General features: G+C 68.0%; 17 protein-coding genes and 1 tRNA gene. 11 read left to right on the top strand and 7 right to left on the bottom strand.

Translation table 11 applies throughout. The annotated features are described in order from the left end of the window. Positions 1-81: 81 nt before the first annotated feature. Complete coding sequence (locus L687_RS26290) at positions 82-1,059, top strand: NADP-dependent oxidoreductase (protein WP_021198780.1); 978 nt, start codon at positions 82-84, stop codon at positions 1,057-1,059. Between the two features lie 84 nt (positions 1,060-1,143). Here the strand turns inward: L687_RS26290 and L687_RS41785 are convergent, their stop codons facing one another. Then, entirely contained in the window at positions 1,144-1,773 is a 630-nt protein-coding gene (locus tag L687_RS41785) for a hypothetical protein (RefSeq protein ID WP_136025231.1), read from the bottom strand. A gap of 295 nt (positions 1,774-2,068) precedes the next feature. Here L687_RS41785 and L687_RS26280 point away from each other — a divergent pair, with 295 nt between their 5' ends. The 3 genes from L687_RS26280 to L687_RS26270 all read left to right on the top strand — a co-directional run bounded on the left by L687_RS26280 (position 2,069) and on the right by L687_RS26270 (position 4,785). After that, positions 2,069-2,980: a MetQ/NlpA family ABC transporter substrate-binding protein gene (locus L687_RS26280; protein WP_021198778.1), complete on the top strand. Its 912-nt coding sequence runs from the start codon at positions 2,069-2,071 to the stop codon at positions 2,978-2,980. A 102-nt stretch (positions 2,981-3,082) separates the two neighbouring features. Beyond that, entirely contained in the window at positions 3,083-4,126 is a 1,044-nt protein-coding gene (locus tag L687_RS26275) for a methionine ABC transporter ATP-binding protein (RefSeq protein WP_021198777.1), read from the top strand. Then, on the top strand, positions 4,126-4,785 hold the full coding sequence (locus tag L687_RS26270) for a methionine ABC transporter permease (RefSeq protein WP_021198776.1): 660 nt from the start codon (positions 4,126-4,128) through the stop codon (positions 4,783-4,785). Before L687_RS26275 ends, L687_RS26270 begins: the two co-directional genes overlap by 1 nt. Here the strand turns inward: L687_RS26270 and L687_RS26265 are convergent. From L687_RS26265 to L687_RS26255, 3 genes are read right to left on the bottom strand one after another with little or no spacing between them, the layout of a single operon-like run. Further along, positions 4,772-5,722 (bottom strand): pseudouridine synthase, encoded by a 951-nt coding sequence (locus L687_RS26265; RefSeq protein ID WP_197020511.1) that lies wholly within the window; start codon positions 5,720-5,722, stop codon positions 4,772-4,774. The genes L687_RS26270 and L687_RS26265 overlap by 14 nt on opposite strands. Positions 5,723-5,741: 19 nt before the next feature. Further along, the gene (locus tag L687_RS26260; protein ID WP_021198774.1) at positions 5,742-6,236 is read right to left on the bottom strand and encodes a MarR family winged helix-turn-helix transcriptional regulator; all 495 of its coding nucleotides are present in this window, start codon (positions 6,234-6,236) and stop codon (positions 5,742-5,744) included. A gap of 30 nt (positions 6,237-6,266) precedes the next feature. Next, the gene (locus tag L687_RS26255; RefSeq protein ID WP_021198773.1) at positions 6,267-6,740 is read right to left on the bottom strand and encodes a GNAT family N-acetyltransferase; all 474 of its coding nucleotides are present in this window, start codon (positions 6,738-6,740) and stop codon (positions 6,267-6,269) included. Between the two features lie 111 nt (positions 6,741-6,851). On the opposite strand from L687_RS26255, the gene L687_RS26250 reads away from it, so the two are divergent. The 6 genes from L687_RS26250 to L687_RS26225 all read left to right on the top strand — a co-directional run bounded on the left by L687_RS26250 (position 6,852) and on the right by L687_RS26225 (position 12,445). Beyond that, positions 6,852-6,923: transfer RNA gene (locus tag L687_RS26250), tRNA-Gln, on the top strand. Position 6,924: 1 nt separating this feature from the next. After that, positions 6,925-8,355 carry a bifunctional UDP-N-acetylglucosamine diphosphorylase/glucosamine-1-phosphate N-acetyltransferase GlmU gene (glmU, locus tag L687_RS26245; RefSeq protein WP_021198772.1) on the top strand — a complete coding sequence of 477 codons (1,431 nt, stop codon included), beginning with the start codon at positions 6,925-6,927 and terminating at the stop codon, positions 8,353-8,355. A 6-nt stretch (positions 8,356-8,361) separates the two neighbouring features. Next, positions 8,362-9,396 carry a ribose-phosphate diphosphokinase gene (locus tag L687_RS26240; protein WP_021198771.1) on the top strand — a complete coding sequence of 345 codons (1,035 nt, stop codon included), beginning with the start codon at positions 8,362-8,364 and terminating at the stop codon, positions 9,394-9,396. A gap of 93 nt (positions 9,397-9,489) precedes the next feature. Further along, entirely contained in the window at positions 9,490-9,960 is a 471-nt protein-coding gene (locus L687_RS26235; RefSeq protein ID WP_021198770.1) for an FMN-binding protein, read from the top strand. 14 nt (positions 9,961-9,974) lie between these two features. After that, entirely contained in the window at positions 9,975-10,856 is an 882-nt protein-coding gene (locus L687_RS26230) for an FAD:protein FMN transferase (RefSeq protein WP_021198769.1), read from the top strand. A 14-nt stretch (positions 10,857-10,870) separates the two neighbouring features. Then, positions 10,871-12,445, top strand: a complete 1,575-nt coding sequence (locus L687_RS26225) for an FAD-dependent oxidoreductase (protein ID WP_021198768.1) — start codon at positions 10,871-10,873, stop codon at positions 12,443-12,445. A gap of 18 nt (positions 12,446-12,463) precedes the next feature. Here the strand turns inward: L687_RS26225 and L687_RS26220 are convergent, their stop codons facing one another. The 3 genes from L687_RS26220 to L687_RS26210 all read right to left on the bottom strand — a co-directional run bounded on the left by L687_RS26220 (position 12,464) and on the right by L687_RS26210 (position 15,774). Continuing rightward, entirely contained in the window at positions 12,464-13,963 is a 1,500-nt protein-coding gene (locus L687_RS26220; protein ID WP_021198767.1) for a sensor histidine kinase, read from the bottom strand. Between the two features lie 26 nt (positions 13,964-13,989). Then, positions 13,990-14,718, bottom strand: coding sequence for a response regulator transcription factor (locus L687_RS26215; protein ID WP_017828429.1), 729 nt, complete (start codon positions 14,716-14,718; stop codon positions 13,990-13,992). A 90-nt stretch (positions 14,719-14,808) separates the two neighbouring features. Beyond that, on the bottom strand, positions 14,809-15,774 hold the full coding sequence (locus L687_RS26210) for an acetylxylan esterase (RefSeq protein ID WP_021198766.1): 966 nt from the start codon (positions 15,772-15,774) through the stop codon (positions 14,809-14,811). Between the two features lie 124 nt (positions 15,775-15,898). On the opposite strand from L687_RS26210, the gene L687_RS26205 reads away from it, so the two are divergent. Further along, entirely contained in the window at positions 15,899-19,909 is a 4,011-nt protein-coding gene (locus L687_RS26205) for a golvesin C-terminal-like domain-containing protein (protein ID WP_152525859.1), read from the top strand. Positions 19,910-19,927: the final 18 nt, after the last annotated feature.

Raw genomic sequence — 19,927 nt, 5'->3', positions numbered from 1 at the left:
AGCGGACGACACCGCCGTCGGAGCGCATCGAGACGACGGCGCGCACCCGCCAGAACGATCCGCCTGAGAACGAGGAGACCGATGCCCACCATGATGAGAGCCATCATTCTCGATCGATTCGGCGACGAGGGGGAGCTGCGTGAACAGTCGGTTCCGATCCCCGCGGTCGGCGAAGGTGATGTACTCATCCGCATCGATGTCGCCGGCATCGGGTCATGGGATCGGGAGGAGCGCGAAGGCCACTACGAGGGAGCTTTCGGCGTGCCGTCGACCTTCCCCTACATCCTCGGGTGGGAAGGGGCGGGAACGGTCGAGGCGGTCGGCGCCGACGTGACGCGCTTCGCCCCGGGGGATCGGGTGTACGCCGCGTCGACCCCCGTCCCGCGAGGCGGGTTCTACGCCGAGTATGCGGTGGTCGACCAGGAGCATGTCGCCCCGGTGCCCGCGCGGCTGACCGACGAGCAGGCCGGAGTGCTCGCCTGGGACGCACTGACGGCCACGAGCGGACTCGACACGATCGATGCGCGCCCCGGAGACGCCGTGATGATCTTCGGCGCGAGCGGAGGGATCGGTCACCTCGCGGTGCAGCTCGCCAAACACCGTGGACTCCGGGTGTTCGCGGTCGCCTCAGGACAGGACGGCGTGTCGCTGGCCGGGGGCCTCGGCGCCGATGTCGTCGTCGACGGGAGGCGGGACGACGTGATGGCGGCCATCGAGAGCTTCGCTCCGGAGGGCCTCGACGGCGCACTCGTCACCGCCGGAGGTCGGGCGGCCGAGGATGCGCTGCGCGGGGTGGCACCGTCGGGGCGCATCGCGTGGGCGCACGGTGTGAATCCGCCACCGTCGGCCGAGGTCGTCGAGCGTGTGTCGTTCTACGACGGCGACCGCAGCCGAGCGGCGCTGCAGCGTCTGAACGAGGTCATCGAGTCCAGTCTCATAGCCCCGCACGTGGCGCAGGTGTTCGACGCGGCCGAGGTCGCCCAGGCGCACCACGCGCTGCGAAGCCATTACGTGGGAAAGCTGGCGTTGCGCGCACCGCGCTCTTCGCACCAGCTGTGACGCTGTGTGCCGCACGCTTCCGCGTGTGAGGTGAGAGAAGGGTCCGAGTGTGCGAATACTGCTCGGACCCTCCTCACCACGGGATCAGATACCGGACAGGTCGACCCAGTGCGTCAGCTTCAGCCACGCACTGCCCGTCCCCGAGAGCTGGTACTTCACCTCGGCCAGCACCCGTGGGGAGGTGAGAGAGTTCTGCGGTGGCTTGATCTGGAAGCCCCATCCGGTGTTGTAGCTGTAGCTGTTCGCCGTCGGCGCCTTCTTGATGATCGACGGCACTCCACCGCCGCTGTAGATCTCCACCTTCCGCTCTTTGAGTCCGAACCCCGGGTCGGGCGTCCAGCTGCCCGTGACCTTCTCTGTCCGAATCTGATCGCCCTTCAAGGTGTACTGGATCGTGATCGACGACTTGACCGAACCGTTGTCGTGATTCCCGCCGACGGAGGACCGCGGGGCGATGATGCCCGGCTCAGTTGGAGCAGCTGATGATTCGGTCGAAGGGATCCGCGCCTCGATCGTGGCCGACGTGCTGTTCGTATCCACAGGGATCTGCTCCGACTGCTGATACACGATCGCTCCGGTCCTCACATCCGTGACGACGACTGTCGAGTTCGCGTACAGATGCTCCTCTGTCGCCGCGTGAGCGGCGGCGGGCAGCGAGAAGGACAGAAGTACCGCGGTGGCCGTGGCGAGTGCGACTTTCTTTCGTGTTTTCATGACGTCTCCGGTCGTTGGATCGGTGCCGGACGGCACCGACACTCTTTCGAGTGCGTCGAGCAGAACACACGGTGCGATTGCTGTCGCCGACTGTGTCCTGCTGTCGCCGACTGTTTCTCGCCGTCGCCGACTGTGTCGTTCGATGACGCACGGCCAGGGCACAGGCGTGCGCGGTCGATCCGAGTCGGGTGAAGACGGTCGACCTGTCGCTGTGACGCCGTGTGACACTCGATTCCGCGTGCGTCGCGCGGCCTGCCTAACGTATTCGAGTCCCCCAAGAGAGGAACTCCTTCACATGTCACGCCGTACCACTTCCATCCTGGCCGCGCTCGCCGCGGTCCCGCTCTTCGTCGCACTCACCGGGTGCGCCACGGGGTCGTCCGATGCCGGATCCGGCAGTGAGGGATCGTCCGAGAACGAGGTCGTCAAGATCGGCGTCGTCGGCGAGAGCGATCCGCAGTGGCCCGCGTTCGTGGATGCGGCTGCGGCGGAAGGCATCACGGTCGAGCTCGTCGATTTCGGTTCGTACGAGCTTCCGAACCCTGCGTTGAGCGAGGGCGAGGTGGACCTCAACCAGTTCCAGCACATCGTGTATCTGGCTCAGTACAACGAGGCATCGGGCGATGATCTCGCGGCGATCGGATCGACGCAGATCTACCCGCTGGGTCTCTATTCGACGAAGTACGATTCCGTGAAGGACATCCCGGAAGGCGAGACCGTCGCTGTACCCGATGATGCTTCGAACCAGGCCAGGGCGCTGCTGGTGCTGCAGGCCGCCGGACTCGTCGATCTGAAGGACGGCGGCACCGCCTTCTCGGATCTCGCTGACGTCGATGAGAGCACGTCCAAGGTCAAGGTCACAGCGCTGGAAGCGGCCCTCACCCCTGAAGCCCTGCCCGATGTCGCAGCAGCCGTCATCAACAACGACTTCGTGGAGGACGCGGGGCTCTCGTTCGACGACGCGCTCTTCACCGACGACCCCGAGGACCCGAGTGCGCTCCAGTACGTGAACATCTTCGCGTCGCGCGCCGAAGACGTCGACAACGAGACCTACCTCAAGCTGGTCGAGATCTTCCAGACCGACAAGAACGTGCAGGAGGGCCTGGCGAAGTCGTCGGGCGGCACCGGCGTCACGTTGCAGACACCGGCCGACGAGCTGGCCTCGCTGCTCAAGGACGTTCAGAAGGACGTCGCGGCGAACAGCTGATCAGGTCGACCTGAGAGAATCGGGCGACGCGCGAGCGTCGCCCGATTCGTCGTCTGCAGGTCGACCACGCCCTTCCTTTCCCCTTCAAGACCGGAGCACTCCATGCCCATCGTGTCCCTCGAGAACGTATCGAAGAGATACCCGTCCCCGGCTGGGGCTGACGAGCAGATCACGGCGGTCGACGGCGTCACGTTGCAGATCGATCAGGGAGATGTCTACGGCATCATCGGATACTCCGGCGCAGGCAAGTCGACGCTCGTGCGTCTCATCAATGCTCTGGAGCCTGCCTCCGAGGGGCGGATCACTGTCGATGGCGTGGAGATCACGGCTCTCGCGGAGCGCGAGCTGCGCCGGGTGCGCAGTGGAATCGGAATGATCTTCCAGCAGTTCAACCTCTTCTCGTCGAAGAGCGTGCGGGCGAACGTCGCGTATCCCCTCAAGCTGGCCGGGTGGTCGAAGCCCGACATCGAGGCGCGTGTCACCGAGCTGCTCAGCTTCGTGGGGTTGAGCGACAAGGCGCGCTCATACCCCGAGCAGCTCTCCGGCGGTCAGAAGCAGCGTGTGGGCATCGCCAGAGCCCTCGCCACGAGGCCGGCCATCCTCCTCGCAGACGAGGCGACCAGCGCGCTCGACCCGGAGACCACGCACGAGGTGCTGGCACTGCTCAAGAAGGTGAACGAGGAACAGGGCGTGACGATCGTCGTGATCACGCATGAGATGGATGTCATCCAGACGATTGCGACGAAGGTCGCCGTCATGGACCGCGGTCGCGTCATCGAGCACGGCGACGTGTTCGAGGTCTTCTCCAACCCACAGCACGCCGCTTCGCAGCGGTTCGTCGGCACGGTCGTGAAGGGGGTGCCCTCTCCGTCTGAACGGGCGGTGCTCCGTGAACGTCACGATGGACGCCTCGTGACGTTCTCGTTCCGTGACGGCGGTCCGTCCCAGGCGCAGGTCTTTCTCCAGCTCGCCGACGCGGGACTGGAATTCGAGCTCGTGTTCGGGGGCATCAACGACATCCGCGGGCGTGCCTTCGGACACCTCACTCTCGCGATCCGCGGTGAGGACGGTGTCATCGAGCAGACGCTCGCGAGCATCGCCCCACATGTCGACGTGTCCGACATCGACAGCGAGGAGGTGCGCTGATGGATCGTCTCATCGAGCTGGGGCCCGAGTTCTGGACGGCTGCTGTCGAGACTCTCTACATGGTCTCTCTCACGCTGGTGCTGGGCGGCCTGCTGGGCGGTCTGATCGGCGTCGGTCTGTACCTCACCAGGCCGGGAGGGATGCTGCAGAATCGGGCGGTCTCCGCAGTCCTGAACCTCTTCATCAACTTCTTCCGCCCCATCCCGTTCGTGATCCTCATCACGGTGCTGATCCCGTTCTCGCGTTTCATCGTGGGCAGCGGCATCGGCACGAACGCCGCGATCGTGGCGCTCGTCGTGGCCTCGATGTTCGCGATCGGCCGCATCGTCGAACAGCATCTCGTCGGGGTCTCACCCGGAGTGATCGAAGCCGCACGCGCCATGGGGGCCGGCCCCTGGCGGACGCTCTTCACGGTCGTGATCCCGGAGGCCCTGGGGCCGCTCATCCTCGGGTACACGTTCGTCATCGTCGCCCTCATCGACATGACCGCGATGGCGGGTTACATCGGTGCAGGCGGTCTCGGAAACTTCGCACTGACCTACGGACGTCGTCAGTTCGAGCCCGTGGTGATGTGGGCGGCCGTGCTGCTCATCGTCGTCTTCGTGCACGTGGCGCAGACGCTCGGAACCCGCCTGGCCCGCAAGGTCATGCGCCGCTGACGGGGCTCTCGACCGGGTTCTCGTCGGCAGGCGCCTCCTGCAGGGTGCGACGAGTGGTGAACACCCGCTCCGTCCCGCTCAGCGGATCGATGAAGCGCAGTTCACGAGCGAGCAGCTGCAGCGGGCGGTCGAAGTCGTCGGGCAGGTCGTCGAGCAGCTCCGGGTAGAACCGGTCGTTCAGGATGCCGATGCCGAGGGCGGCCAGGTGCACGCGCAGCTGGTGCATCTTGCCGCTGTGCGGGCGGAGCAGCGTATGCACCACGCGATCGTCGCTGCCGATCAGCGCGATCAGCGTCTCGGCGTTCGGCTCCCTGGCATCGTCGACCTGCACACGCACCTGGGCGCGGGGCTTCTCGATGTGGTTGCGGTAGACGAGCGGGAACGAGGGGAGCTCGCCGTGATCGGGGAGCTCCGACACCGCCTCGTACACCTTCTGCACCTGCCGCTTCTCGAACATCAGCTGGTAGGCGCCGCGGGTCGCCGGTCGTGTCGAGAACATCAGCAGGCCGGCGGTCGCGCGATCCAGGCGGTGGATCGGCGCCAGGTCGGGATTGTCGAGGAGGTTGCGCAGGCGCACCAGCGCCGAGTTCTGCAGGAACTTGCCGCCGGGAGTCGTGGGCAGGAAATGCGGCTTGTCGACGACCACGAGATGCTCGTCCTGGTGCAGGACCTCGATCTCGAAGGGGATCCGCGTCTCGACGGCGGGTTCGCGGTAGTACCAGACGAATTCGACGCTGCCGAGCGGGGCGTCGCGCGGGACGGGGGAGCCGTCGGCCCGCACGATCTCGCCGCGGTCGAACCGCTGGAGAAGACGCTCGGGGTCGAGGTGGAAGAAGCGCTCGACCATGTAGGCGGCGACGGTGGGCCACGAGCCGGAGAGGGGCACGTGCAATCGTGTGGCTCCCACGCCGTCACGCACGGGGAGGGGGGAGGGCATGCCCATCAGATGCGGCCGGTCACGAGTCGAAGCTCAGGCTCAGCTTGCGCAGCAGCCCCGCGAGGCGATCCCGATCCGAGCGCGAGAGGGCCCGCAGCAGGTCGGCCTCCACATCGACGAGACGAGTGATGGCGGCATCCACGCGGATGCGCCCATCGTCGGTGAGCGTCACCAGCACGCTGCGCCCGTCGCCGGGGTCGGCCTCGCGGCGCACGAAGCGGCGGCCGACAAGACGGTCGATCCGGTTGGTCATCGTGCCGCTCGAGACCAGAGTCTGCTGCAGCAACTGCTTGGGGGAGAGCTGGAACGGCGCCCCTGCTCGGCGCAACGCCGAGAGCACATCCCATTCCCAGTGCTCCAGGTCGCTGCGGCGGAACACGTCGCGTCGGGCACGGTCGAGGTGGCGCGACAGCCGGTCCATCCGCGACAGCACCTCGAGCGGGGAGAAGTCGAGGTCGGGGCGCTGGGTGTTCCACGCGCCGACGATCCGGTCGACCTCATCCACCTCGCTCATCCGCCCATTATCGCGTGTGCGGCTCGGGGATCAGGACGCCGCCGGCAGGTCGATCGTCATGAAGGTGCTGTGCGGGTCGAGGACATAACCGCCGAACGGGCCGCATTCGTGGAAGCCGGCGGCGGAGTAGAGGGCGCGCGCCGGGGCGAAGAACTCGGCGCTCCCGGTCTCGAGCGAGACACGGCTGATGCCGCGCGCCTCGGCATCCTCCAGCAGGAAGGCGAGCATGGTGCGTCCGAGACCGCGCCCGCGCAGCGCGGGGTCGGTGCGCATCGACTTGATCTCCTCGTGCCCTTCCGCCACCGTCGCCAGGGCGCCGGTGGCGACGGGGCGGCCGTCGAGGTGCCCGGCGAACAGCCGCACTCCCGGGGCGAGCAGACGCTCGAACACCAGGGCATGACGGCTCTCCGGTGGAGCCGTGTGCTCCAACTCCGCATGATGGGCGATCAGGAACTCGGCGAGGGCGGGGTCTGCGGTCTCCACCCGTTCGATCACGATGCTCATGACGCCAGCATCCCAGAGCGGTGTTTCGGGTGGATGACGCACGGGGTGTCAGCGGAACCGGGGCCGGGGCATGGCAGACTTGATGCCGCGGCGCCCTCGTGGGCGGCGCGGTCCGCCGTGGTGTAATGGCAGCACGACAGCCTTTGGAGCTGTGAGGTCTAGGTTCGAGTCCTGGCGGCGGAGCATGACTGGGAACAATCTCGCCATCATCGTCCTCGCCGCAGGCCAGGGCACTCGCATGAAGTCGCGCCTGCCGAAGGTGCTGCATCCGATCAGCGGACGTCCACTGGTGGGGCACGTGCTCACCACCGCGGGGCGGCTGCAGGCCGCGCACGTCGAGGTCGTCGTCCGTCACGAGCGCGACCAGGTGGTCGCGGCGCTCGCGGTCGATTACCCCGATGCGGTCTTCGTCGACCAGGACGACATCCCCGGAACCGGTCGTGCGGTGCAGGTGGCCGTCGATGCCCTCCCCGCCGACTTCGACGGCGACGTGCTCGTGCTCTCCGGCGACTGTCCACTCGCCGATGCCGACACCCTCTCCGCCTTCCTCGCAGAGCACCGCGCCTCGGGCGCGCCGGCCACGCTGATGACCGCACTGGTCGACGATCCGACCGGCTACGGACGCGTCGTGCGCGATGCCGACGGTGGGGTCGACCGCATCGTGGAGCAGAAGGATGCGAACGAGGAAGAGGCCGCCGTCCGCGAGATCAATGCCGGGATGTACGTGTTCCGCGCCGCGACGCTGCGGGCGTACCTGCCCCAGCTGAGTCTCGACAATGCCCAGCGTGAGATGTATCTGACCGATGTGCCGGGATTGCTCCGTCGCGACGGCGACCGTGTCGCGGCATCGGTGGTGTCCGATGTCACGGTCACCTATGGAGTCAACGACCGCGCGCAGCTCGCTCTGGTCGGGCGCCTGCTCAACCAGCGGATCGTGCGTCGCTGGCAGCTCGAGGGCGTGACCGTGATCGACCCCGCCACCACCTGGATCGACGACGACGCGAAGCTCGCACCCGACGTCACGATCCTCCCGAACACGCAGATCCTCCGCGCCACGGTGATCGCCTCCGGTGCCGTCATCGGTCCGGACACGACACTCGTGGACTGCGAGGTCGGGGAGGACGCGATCGTCCGCCGCACCGATGCCACGCTGGCCGTGATCGGTGCCGAGGCGACGGTCGGCCCGTTCTCGTTCCTCCGCCCCGGCACGATCCTCGGAGTCCGGGGCAAGATCGGCGCCTACGTCGAGACCAAGAACGCCGAGATCGGCGAGGGCAGCAAGGTTCCGCACCTCTCCTACGTGGGCGATGCGACGATCGGCCGCGGGGTGAACCTGGGCGCGAGCACCATCACGGCGAACTACGACGACGTCAACAAGCACCGCACCGAGATCGGTGACGAGGTGCACACCGGGTCGCACACGGTGCTCGTCGCGCCCGTTAGGCTGGGAGCCGGTGCGAAGACCGGTGCAGGCGCCGTCGTCCGCAAGGACGTCCCCGCCGGCGCGCTGGCCATGAGCGTCGCCCCCCAGCGCAACATCGAGGGCTGGGTCGAGAAGAACAGAGCAGGGACGGGCGCGGCGGATGCTGCGTCCCGCGAGAATTCGGCGGAATAGGCGGACATGGCGCGCAAGAAGAAGACGGTCGATCTGGATCGCGACAACGGCGTGGCCCCCGGGATCATCGCGAAGACCAAGAAGCGGCTCGTCGTCGCCGGTGGACGTTCGCATCCCGAACTCACCGCAGCGGTCGCCGAGGCCCTCGGCACCGAGATCGCACCGGTCGAGCACCGGACGTTCGCCTCGGGCGAGATCTACGCCCGCTTCGAGGTGTCGATCCGCGGTGTGGATCTCTTCCTGATCCAGACCTTCGGCGAGCCGGTCAACGAGTGGCTCATGGAGACGCTCATCATGATCGACGCCGCCAAGCGCGCGTCGGCCAAGCGCATCACCGTCGTCGCGCCGTACTATCCGTATTCGCGTCAAGACAAGAAGGGCCGCGGTCGTGAGCCGATCAGCGCCCGTCTCGTCGCCGACCTGCTGAAGACCGCGGGCGCCGACCGGGTCATGAGCGTCGATCTGCACGCCGCGCAGATCCAGGGCTTCTTCGACGGTCCCGTCGACCACCTGTTCGCCAAGCCCGTGCTCCTGGACTACTTCGAGCGCACGCTGTCGCCCGAAGACCGTGAGATCCTCACCGTCGTCTCGCCCGACATGGGCCGCGTGCGCGTCGCCGACACCTGGTCGGACAGCCTCGGTGCACCGCTGGCGATCATCCACAAGCGGCGCGACCCGAAGGTCGCGAACCAGGTCTCCGTGCACGAGATCGTCGGTGCCGTCGACGGCCGCACCTGTCTCCTCGTCGACGACATGATCGACACCGGTGGCACGATCGTCAAGGCCGCCCAGGCGCTCAAGGCGAACGGCGCCCACCGCGTCATCGTCGCAGCGACGCACGCGATCTTCAGTGACCCGGCGTCCGATCGGCTGCAGGACTCGTCCATCGACGAGGTCGTCATCACCGACACGATCCCGCTCACCGAGTCGCGTCGCTGGGACAAGCTGACCATCCTCCCGATCGCCCCGCTGCTGGCGCGCGCGATCCACGAGGTGTTCGAAGACGGCTCGGTGACGAGCATGTTCGGCGGCGACGCGTAACGCATCGTCACGGCACAGCCCGCGCATAGCCGGGGTGCTTACGGTCGAATGGCCGACGAGCGCGTCGGCCGACACCGAGCCGGGAGGACCACCATGATCCGCACGACCGTACCGACCTCTGTCCGCAAGGGAACCGCACTCCTCGGGATCGCGGGACTCTTCGTCCTCGCCGGATGCTCCGGAAACGCCGACGCCGAGGCGCCCGCCGACAACAGCAGCACCCCGGACGCCGGTTCCTCCTCGTCCTCCGGTGGCGACTCCACGGGAACCTACGCCGACGGCACCTACACCGCCGAGGGGTCGTACCAGACGCCCGAGACGGTGGAGCAGATCTCCGTCACCCTGACCCTCGCCGACGGCGTCGTGACCGATGTCGAGGTGACCGGCGACCCGCAGGCCCCAGAGAGCAAGCAGTACCAGGGGCAGTTCATCGACGGGATCGCCGAGCAGGTCGACGGCAAGGCTCTCGACGACCTGAACGTCAGCCGCGTCGCCGGCTCGTCGCTCACCAGCGGTGGGTTCAACAAGGCCGTCGAGGCGATCAAGGAGCAGGCCGCCGCCTAGGCGCCTGATCCACCATGGCCAGTTGGCGTTTCGAGGCCATCGGGACGCAGTGGGAGATCGAGACGACGGAACCCCTGCCGGAGTCGGCACGCGCCGCGGTGACAGCGGAGATCGACCGCTTCGACCGCGAGTGGTCCCGATTCCGTGCAGATTCGGAGGTCGTGCGCCTCGGACGTGAGGGGGGCGGCTTCGCCTCCGCCGATGCCCGGCCGATGCTCGACGCGTACCGTGGGCTCTCCGCCGCGACCGGAGGCGCCGTCAACCCGCTCGTCGCGGACAGCCTCGCCGCGCTCGGGTACGACGCCGACTACTCCCTCGTGCCGGGCGATCCCGTGCGCGCACCGGGGGCCTGGGAACAGGATGTGTCCTGGACGGATACCGATGTCACGGCCTCGGCGCCTGCCCTGATCGATGTCGGCGCGCTCGGCAAAGGGCGTCTCGTGGACCTCGTGGCGGCGGCGTTGGCCGCGGTGCCCGGAGACCTCGTGGTCGACGCCGGTGGTGACATCCGGGTCCGCGGCTCCGGTGTGCGCATCGGCCTCGAGCACCCGTACGATCCGACGAAGGCGATCGGGGTCGTCGATGTGCACGACCAGGCGCTGTGCGCCTCGGCGATCAACCGGAGGGCGTGGGGGAGCGGGCTGCATCATGTGCTGGATGCCCGCACCGGGATGCCCGTGCGCACGTGGGCCGCGACCTGGGCATGGGCGCCGGAGACGATGACGGCCGACGCCGTGGCGACGGCTCTCTTCTTCGACGGCGGTGTCGAGCTCGCAGCGATGTGGAACGTCGAGTGGGTGCGCATGAGCACCGACGGGCGCGTGCAGCGCTCACCCGGATGCCCGGCCGAACTGTTCGTCACCGCGGGGCCGTCGCACCCCTCAGGTCGGAATTAGGGAAGAGTGGAGACGTGATCACCTCATTCGCCGCCGCACGACAGCGGGTCCTCGCGGTGCTGGGATCGTTGTCGATGTACCGCCTCGTGCTGTTCGCGCTCGTCGCTCTCGCGGTCATCGCCTTCGTCCTGTCGCTCTTCGGCGTGATCGTCTCGCCGACCCCGCTCGAGCTCGTGGCCTCGTTCCTCGTGCTCGCGGTCGTCATCTCCGCCGTCGACGCGGTGGCGCAGCGCATCCTCCGGCTGCCCTGGCGCGTCGAATCGTCACTGGTGACCGCACTCATCCTCCTGTTCGTCCTCCGGCCGGGCATCGAGCCTGGCGCGCTCCTCGGCCTCGCCCTCGCCGGTGCCGTCGCGAGCGTCTCGAAGTATCTGATCGCATGGCGTGGGCGGCACATCTTCAACCCCGCCGCGTTCGGGGCGGCCGTGGTCTCGATCCTCGGCGCTTTCGGAGCGTTCGAGTGGCTGGGGACCTCGTCGTCGTGGTGGGTCGGCACGCCGGTGCTCACGATCCCCGTGGCGGTGCTGGGCCTCGCCGTGCTGTGGCGCACCGAGAAGATCCGGATCGTGCTCGTGTTCCTGCTCGTCGCCGTCGCCACGTCGGTCGTGCGTCAGATGGTGCAGGCCACAGAGTTCGACATCACGTTCGACATCGTGGCCGCACTGCAGTTCGCGGTGCTGCAGTCGCCTTTCCTGTTCCTCGGGGCGTTCATGCTCTCGGAGCCGCTGACCCTCCCGCCGCGCCGTCGGCAACAGCTCGTCGTGGCCGTCGTGGTGGGTCTGCTCGCGGGGTGGCCGATCTCGGTGGCCGGGCTGTTCACCCTCGGTCAGGAGCGTGCGCTGCTGATCGGCAACCTGGTGGCGTTCGCGTTCGCCCTGCGCGGTTCTGTGCGGCTCGTGCTCGAGCGGCGTGAGTTCGTCACCCCGACCGCGCAGGAGCTGACGTTCCGTGCCAAGGGGCGCGTGCGCTTCCTTCCGGGGCAGTACCTCGAGCTCGACGTTCCGCATCATCGCCCCGACGCCCGCGGAACCCGGCGGGAGTTCAGCATCGTGTCGGCACCGGCCGATCTTCCGACGTTGCGCATCGCGTACAAGAACGGCGACCAGAAGCATCCGTCGAGCTACAAGCGCGCTCTCGCCGCCGCAGAGCCGGGGGCGACCTTCGCGGTGACCGGCACCTGGGGGGATTTCATCCTTCCTCGCGGAGACCAGCCGGTGCTCATGGTCGCGGCCGGCATCGGGGTGACACCGTTCGTCTCGCAGCTGCGGCAGTTGCAGGCGACCGGTCAGCGCCGCGATGTGGTGCTCGTGTACGTCGCGTCCGACGCCTCCGAACTCGCCTTCCGCGATGAGCTCGCCGCGACGGGGGTGCCCACCGTGGTGTTCACACGTGACGAGCCTGGCGACCTACCCGCGCACTGGTCCTGGGCGCGAGGCGCACGTCTGGATGCGGAGACCCTGGAGCGCGCCGTCGCCGACCTGGCCATGCGTCATGCGTTCATCTCGGGCCCGCCGCGGCTCATCGCCGACCTCGCCCCTGCCCTGCAGAAGGCCCGCAGCCTCACCACCGACGCGTTCGCCGGATACTGAGTCGACCGACCCGTCGGGTCAGGCCTCGGCGGTGTCGTCGTCGGCTGCCGCCGGGTTACGCGGGATGCGGACGGTGAAAGTCGTGTCACCGGGTTCGCTGGTGACGGTGATGAAGCCATGGTGCCCTTCGACGATGGCCTTCGCGATCGCGAGTCCGAGGCCCGTGCCGCCGGTCTGCCGGGCCCGCGAGCTGTCTCCACGGGCGAAACGGGCGAACAGCTCGTCACGGATGGCGGGATCGATGCCCGGACCGTCGTCGTGCACGCGCAGCACGGCATCCTCACCCTCCTGCGCGACGCTCAGTGTCACGGTCGTGCCGGCTGGCGTGTGGGTGCGGGCGTTCGCGAGCAGGTTCGCGACGACCTGATGCATGCGTCCGGCATCTCCCACGATCGTGACGGGTTCGTCGGGCACGTCGATGTTCCAGTGGTGGTCGGCCGCGGTCGGGCGTGCGTCCGAGAGGCCTTCGAGGGCCAGCTGGGTCAGGTCGACCGTGCCGTAGACGAGTTCCTGGCCTTCGTCGAGTCGGGCCAGCAGCAGCAGGTCCTCGACGAGGCGGGTCATCCGCAGCGACTGGGCCTGGATGCGCTCCAACGACGACGTCGTGCCCTCGATGACCTCGGGACGCTCCGCCTGCGCGTTCGACTGGCGCAGCGCGCGCAGCGACAACTCCGAGTATCCACGGATGGAGGCGAGCGGGGTGCGCAGCTCGTGGCTGGCGTCGGCGACGAAGCGCCGCATCCGCTCCTCGTTCTTCTGGCGGGAGGCGAGCGAGGTGTTCACATGATCGAGCAGCTTGTTCAGGGAGGCGCCGACGATCCCGGTCTCGGTGCGCGGATCCGCCTCGGACGCCGGCACGCGCTCGGTGATCGTTACCTCGCCGCGATCGAGCTGCTGGTTGGCGACCCTGGTCGCGGTCATCGCGACAGCACGCAGCGGTCGCAGACTCACTCTGATCGTGATCGCAGTGGTCAGCGCCAGCAGGATGAGCCCGCCGATGGTCGCGAGGGCGATGACGGTGAGCAGTTGCGTGAGCTGGTTCTGGATCTCGTCACGGGGGAGTCCGGTGACAACCACGACGCCCGTGCTCGCAGGGTTTGCGACGACCCGGTAGGAACCGAGCCCCGCGAGCGAGACGGTCGCCGGCGTGCCGCTGCCCAGAGCGCTGATGAGTTCGTGCAGCTGATCCGCTGTGAGAGCCTGGGATGTTCCGCCGAGGTCGCCGTTCGAGTTGTCGAAGGCGATTCCGGTTGCCCCGGTGACAGGACTCGCGACGGCGAACAGCAGGCCGGGAATCTGCGGGTTGCCGCCCTTGAGGATGTTGTCGACCGTGGCTCGTTCAGCCGGGACCTGTTGGACGAGCTGCTTCGTGATGCCCGCGGCATAGCTCTCGACCTTCTCGTCGAGCTGCCGCTCCAACGTGCTGCCCAGCGTCGCGCTGGTGATGACGGCGACGATGATGAGGATCAGCGAGACGAACCCGATCACGGCGGTCATCAGCCGTGTCTGCAGGCTCATCGGCCGCCTCATCACCGTCGCAGAACTCACTGCGGAGCCTTGATCATGTAGCCGACGCCCCGGACGGTATGCAGCAAGGGGGTGCGTCCGGCATCGATCTTCTTGCGCAGGTAGGAGATGTACAGCTCGACGACCGACGACTTGCCGCCGAAGTCGTAGCTCCACACCCGGTCGAGGATCTGCGCCTTCGAGAGCACACGGCGTTCGTTCCGCATCAGATAACGCAGCAACTCGAACTCGGTCGCGGTGAGCTCGATCTCGGTGCCGTCGCGCACGACCTCGTGGCTGTCCTCGTTCAGGGTGAGGTCGGCGACGCGCAGGATCGACTGCCCGTCGTCGGCCGTGGCGTGACCGGTGCGCCGGATGATCGCGCGCAGACGGGCGATCACCTCTTCCAGGCTGAACGGCTTCGTGACGTAGTCGTCGCCGCCCGCGGTGAGCCCGGCGACGCGATCGCCCACGGCGTCCTTCGCGGTGAGGAAGAGCACCGGGACGAGGTTGCCGGACTCGCGGAGCCGCTTGAGCACGGACATCCCGTCGAGATCGGGCATCATGATGTCGAGCACCAGTGCGTCGGGCTCGAACTCGCGCGCCACCTGGAGGGCTTCCATCCCGGACGAGGCCGTGCGCACCTCCCAACCCTCCATGCGCAGGGCCATGGCGAGGAGATCGGTGAGCATCTGCTCGTCGTCGACGGCGAGGATGCGCAGGGGGGAGCCGTCGGGGCGGCGCAGTTCGGGCAGGTCGCTGGTCATGTCCCTATTCTGCGGAATCTCCTATGCGATTTCTATGGAGAATGCTATGTGTTCTCTGAGAGATGCCGCGTCGGCGAGGAGATGACATACTCACGCGATGCGCTCGTCGGGAAGCGCGAGGAAATCCATGCCGTCCTGCAGGGCGAGTCGGTCGGACAGGACGCCGACCGGTCCGTCGAGGTGACCGCCTGCGCGCACCCCGAGCCTCTTCGGGCCCGACAGCGCGTGATAGACCGCGAACTGCCCGCGCGGGTCCACTGCGGGGTCGAGCACCGCCGCGCTGACGTGCACGGGTATGCGCAGGCGCCGTGCGGCGGTCGCCGCATCGAAGTAGTCGAGCACCGGCCGCACCTCCGGGTGATGACGGAGGTGCTGGCGAACGGCCTCTCCGCTCCCGGTGCAGTGCCGCGAGAGGCGCACATCGTGGTTCCCGAAGCTCGGCACGTCGAGAGCTGCACGGCGGAACCGGGTATCCCAGGGGAGCGCCAGGGCTCCGATGCCGCCGCCGAAGCTGCCGCCGCTGAAGTCGAGAGCTGTCGCCGCCGACGGCGCCATCTCGAGGAGGACCGTCGCTGCCCGCCAGATGTCGGCTGCGCTGAACCGATGCGAGTACGTGTCGCGGTGTGCGATTCCGGCCAGCACGTGTTCGTCGGGCGAGGCGGGGAAGCGGCTGGCGGTGCCGACGTGCGTCCCGGGGGCGACGGGGAAGATCGCCGCGGTGCCGGCGGGCACCCGTTCGATGTCCGGTCCGGTCCGACCGCCGTATCCATGTCCGACGACGAGGCTGCTGTGGACGTCGGTGGTGGCGTGCGGCAGCATCACGAAGGCGGTGGCGTCTTCCCCGGCCGAGGAGCGGAAGCGGATCTCCGTCACACCATGCGTCGCGGTCGCGGGGTGCTCCAGTGCGACCTCCCACGCCACCGGTCCGACGCCGAACTCCTGGAACGTCGCCTGCCAGAAGTCGTCGAAGTCGTCGGGCTCGTCCGGCGATGCGAGCGGTGTGAGCAGGGCGCCCAGCGAGTACTCGGTCATCTCCTCGGGAGGGTTGTGGGTCACCGCGGGCGTCCTTTCCGGATGGTCTGCCTCGATGACGCTACCGGCGCCGACAGGGGGAGGAGCGCGCGTGATCGGCGAGGCGGATCCATTGACATGATCGCATATGAATTGCAGTATGTGCATCATGGATTCAATAGCTGGCAACGGAGCCGAAGACAATCCCCTGCTGTGGAGCCGCCGCTCCGTGCTGCGCATGCTCGTGATCGCCGGTGTGCTTCCTCCGGTGCTGGGCTCGCCCTACGGCTCGGCCCCCGCCGCAGCGACAGAACTCACGACGTCGGGCGGGGTCTACGCCGATGCCCTCCGCCGCCTGGACAAACCGAACCTGGCGTTCACGCAGGTCGCGCAATTGGTCGGGGACGACCACCGCATGACGTTCTTCCAGGCCACCTGGGACGGCGGGGCGACCATCGTGCGCGATCTCGAGGTCAAGCGCAACGGCGGCTGGCTGGCGATCACCGATCCCGCCCACCGGTTCGACGAGCAGTGGCTGGTGCTGGAGGGGACGCTGCCGTCGGGGAGCGCGCCGGAGCTGTACGGACCGCTCACGCCCAGCTGGCTCGGATTCACCTCGTTCCAGGTGCTCGGGCCGCAGGCGATCGAGCTGACCACGAGCACCGACGACGTCGACCTGGTCGTGCGGTGGCGTCTGGAGGGCAGCCATCCTGAAGCGCACTATGTGGTGACGGCCAAGACTGCGGGGGACTACATCGTCGGCTATCAGAGCCAGGACACGAAGTCGCTCGACGACCTCGACGAGGTGCTGTGCGGTTCGTACCAGCACGCTCTCTCGGTGCTCGACGGTTCCGCGCCCCTGGGAGCGTGGGAGCTCTTCGCCCCGATGGCGCTGACGCAGTATTCCGTGGGCGACGTCGCCGTCACCTCGGGTGTGTACCTGCCGTCGGAGGTGGCCGAGTTCGTGCACGAACGGCAGCTCATGTCGGATCGGCAGCCGTACGGCATGAGCCTGCGCAACGACAGCCTTGACATCGTGCCGTCCATGTACTCGCCGCAGCCCGGGCTGCGCACGGCCATGACCGTCGGACAGCAGCGCGGCTTCGCCTTCGGCATCGCCGCTCGAGCCGACACCGTGTACGGCACGTACACGCAACTGTGCCGGAACGAGTACGGCCTCACCGCGTATCGGCGCAATGTGTACGACCGTTCGCTGACCGACGCGGTGCACGCGATGACCGCCCTGATCGCGGTCGAGCCGAGCGGCGACGATTCCCTCGACTACGTGCCGTCGTACTCGGGCTGGTGGAACCGCGCCAAGGGATTCGTCGACGTCGAGAACGAGGATGCGGTCCGCACGGCGGCCAGCGGAGTCGTGCTCGCCGCGCACTACCTGACCGGGGCCGACGACAGCACGCTCTACGACCGTCGTGCGCGTCCGCTCGTGGAGTACCAGCTCTCCCGCAAGGGCATCGGGCACACGCCGATGATCGGCAGCCCGGTGTACAACGACAAGACGCAGTACCGGATCGGGAAGATTCCCACCGATGCCGTGAACCTCGCGTCGCTCTACCAGCTCACGCACGGCCGCAACGCCGGCATCCAGCGGCTTGCGGTGCAGGCGACCAAGGCGGGCGTGGTCGGGCAGAGTAGGGCGCCGTTCTCGAACGCGCTGGCGACCTACCGCGTCACGGGGGATCCCGCCTATCTGGCGGAGGCGACGCTGATCGCCCGGAGGTATGCGCAGGAGCAGATCCTCACGCCGTATCGCAGCAACGGCCAACCGCCGGGAGGCTTCGCCTACAGCTTCTCGAAGTACTGGGTCGACCTTCTGGAGATGTTCGAGGCGACGGGCGAGACCGAGTTCCTCGACGGGGCATATCGCGAGGTGCAACGGTTCATCACGCAGACGGCGGTGCGCCCGGTTCCCGACACGAACGTCACGGTCCCGGTCGGAGCCGTCATCAAGCAGCAGTACGACTGGGAGTCGCGTTCGTCGCTCCCGTCGTACCCGACGACGAACGTTCCGACGGAGACGGTGCCGGCCTGGTACGTCTCGCCCTCCGGCCTGACGTTCGAGGCGCTGTCGTCGTTCAAGCTCGGTGTCAGCACGTTGACCAACCCGGGCGGCGGCTACGTGTTCAACCCGTGCTGGGCCGGAGCTCTGCTGCGCCTGGCACATCACACCGGAGACGAGCTGCTCGCTGACATCGCGCACAACATGGTGATCGGACGGTTCACCACGTATCCCGGCTACTACGGGCGGCAGTTCCAGGTCGCGCACATGAAGCCCGACTTCGCGACGAGCGGTCCGGTGGGGATCACGGGCTACTACTTCCACCACGCGCCGGCCCAGCTCGGACTCGCGATGGACTACCTGATCAGTGAGAGCTTCTACCGCAGCGCCGGCGCGATCGAGTTCCCGCACGTGTTCGAGGCCGACTTCGCCTACTTCAAGTTCTTCGCCTACGGTCATGCGCCGGGAACGTTCTTCGGCGAGGACGGCGTGTGGCCGTACTTCCCCGAGGGGCTCATCGGGGTCGACAACCCTCTGGTCAACTGGATCGGCGGCGTCGGCAACGGTGCCCTGTACGTGAGCCTCACCAACTCCGCGGGCACCGCGCAGCAGGTGGTCGTCGACCTCTCCACTGATCTCACCGGCCTGCCCCGCAGCTCGTCGACCGCGGTCGAGGTGGTCGCCGCGAACGGCGCCCGCTCGACCTCGGCGGCCCAGAACGGTCGCATCACCGTCACGGTGCCCGCACGCGGACTGCTGGCCCTGGTGGTGCGGAACGTCACGGTGCAGCGGCCGGGGCTGCCGTTCGATGACGTCGTCGATCACGGGCGCGACAGCTTCCACGAGCTCGACTCCGATCCCGCCACCGAGTACGGGGTCGCGCGCGGGATGCTTCTGGTGCGTCCCGACGGGCAGGGGTACGACGCCTACGTGCAGATCGACACCGAGCAGCAGGCCACGCTGTCGTACCGCATCGGTGCGCAGGCGGTGCAGCAGGCTCCGCAGAAGGCGTACCCGTTCGAGTGGACGATCCCCGTCGACGACCTCACCAAGACGTTCCGGTACACGATCACCTCCGGGGGCACGACCACGCCCGAGGTCACCCTCCAGCTGCCGTCGCGGATCAGCGGGGCCAACCCCGGGCTGGCGGGCGATGTGATCGCGCAGGCGACCGGAACCGCCGGAGACCGGGTTCCCTTGATCATCGAAGTGCGCAATGCGACCGACGACCCCGTCACCGGCACCGTGGCTGTGACCCTGCCGTCTGGCTGGAGCCTCGACGGTGTCGTCCCGGCGATCTCCGTTCCCGCGCAGGGCTCCGCGCGGGTCGAGTCCGCGGCCGTCATCGCGACCGCAGCGGCGCTCGGCGAGGTCGAGGTGAAGGCGAAGCTGACGGTCACGGGCGAGGACCCCGTGACGCTGCGCCCCGCCGCGATCGAGGTGATCGACCGTCGCCGCCTGGTGTCGCTCACCTCGGACGTCGAGATCGTCAGCGGTCCCGGCGCGGTCGCGAAGCTGACGGCACTCGTCATCAACACCGGGGTCACCCCGCTGCAGGGCACCCTCGCGCTCTACGGCCTCACCGGGTGGAGCGTCGGACAGCAGAGTGCGACGATCACGGTGCCGCCGAGGTCGGATCTGACTCACACCTGGACGGTGACGGCAGGGGCCGGCGTCGCGCCGGGATCGTCGACCCGATTCGAGGCACGCCTGGACCAGACTCTGCGACGCGGAGTGCTCGTGCGCGTCGCCGACGAGGGCGTGATCGCACACACGCAGTCGCCGTGGCCGGGCTACCTGGAATCGGGCAACTGGTATCCCAGTGGACTCTCCGGCTGGAACGGCACGCGCACGCGCTACAGCGACTCCGACTCCGTGGGCAGCACCGTGACGTGGAACGTCGACCTTCCGCAGGCGGGGCTCTACCGCGTCTCGGTCTGGTACCCGACGAACCCCACGACCACGACCGCGGCCGCCTACGTCGTCGAGCATCAGAACGGCAGCTCCGAGGTGATCGTGGATCAGACCCAGGGCGCGGCAGCGTGGCGATCGCTGGGTTCGTTCCGCTACGCGGCCGGTGCGACCGGAACAGTGCGGCTCGAGGTCCGCAACACCAGCATCCACCGCGTCAGCGCGGCGCAGTTCGTGCGCATCGGGGACTGACATGACGAAAGGGGTGGG

It is taken from the genome of Microbacterium maritypicum MF109 (assembly GCF_000455825.1).
Taxonomy (GTDB): Bacteria; Actinomycetota; Actinomycetes; order Actinomycetales; family Microbacteriaceae; genus Microbacterium; species Microbacterium maritypicum_A.
The sequence above is the reverse complement of the archived record's forward strand: the minus strand, read 5'-3'. Positions and strand labels throughout refer to the sequence as shown.

Bases quoted from the DNA above. Each gene is read 5' to 3' on its own strand.
- L687_RS26290 (WP_021198780.1), top strand. From the start codon at position 82: ATGCCCACCATGATGAGAGCCATCATTCTCGATCGATTCGGCGACGAG.
- L687_RS41785 (WP_136025231.1), bottom strand. From the start codon at position 1,773: ATGAAAACACGAAAGAAAGTCGCACTCGCCACGGCCACCGCGGTACTT.
- L687_RS26280 (WP_021198778.1), top strand. From the start codon at position 2,069: ATGTCACGCCGTACCACTTCCATCCTGGCCGCGCTCGCCGCGGTCCCG.
- L687_RS26275 (WP_021198777.1), top strand. From the start codon at position 3,083: ATGCCCATCGTGTCCCTCGAGAACGTATCGAAGAGATACCCGTCCCCG.
- L687_RS26270 (WP_021198776.1), top strand. From the start codon at position 4,126: ATGGATCGTCTCATCGAGCTGGGGCCCGAGTTCTGGACGGCTGCTGTC.
- L687_RS26265 (WP_197020511.1), bottom strand. From the start codon at position 5,722: ATGCCCTCCCCCCTCCCCGTGCGTGACGGCGTGGGAGCCACACGATTG.
- L687_RS26260 (WP_021198774.1), bottom strand. From the start codon at position 6,236: ATGAGCGAGGTGGATGAGGTCGACCGGATCGTCGGCGCGTGGAACACC.
- L687_RS26255 (WP_021198773.1), bottom strand. From the start codon at position 6,740: ATGAGCATCGTGATCGAACGGGTGGAGACCGCAGACCCCGCCCTCGCC.
- glmU (WP_021198772.1), top strand. From the start codon at position 6,925: ATGACTGGGAACAATCTCGCCATCATCGTCCTCGCCGCAGGCCAGGGC.
- L687_RS26240 (WP_021198771.1), top strand. From the start codon at position 8,362: ATGGCGCGCAAGAAGAAGACGGTCGATCTGGATCGCGACAACGGCGTG.
- L687_RS26235 (WP_021198770.1), top strand. From the start codon at position 9,490: ATGATCCGCACGACCGTACCGACCTCTGTCCGCAAGGGAACCGCACTC.
- L687_RS26230 (WP_021198769.1), top strand. From the start codon at position 9,975: ATGGCCAGTTGGCGTTTCGAGGCCATCGGGACGCAGTGGGAGATCGAG.
- L687_RS26220 (WP_021198767.1), bottom strand. From the start codon at position 13,963: ATGAGCCTGCAGACACGGCTGATGACCGCCGTGATCGGGTTCGTCTCG.
- L687_RS26215 (WP_017828429.1), bottom strand. From the start codon at position 14,718: ATGACCAGCGACCTGCCCGAACTGCGCCGCCCCGACGGCTCCCCCCTG.
- L687_RS26205 (WP_152525859.1), top strand. From the start codon at position 15,899: ATGGATTCAATAGCTGGCAACGGAGCCGAAGACAATCCCCTGCTGTGG.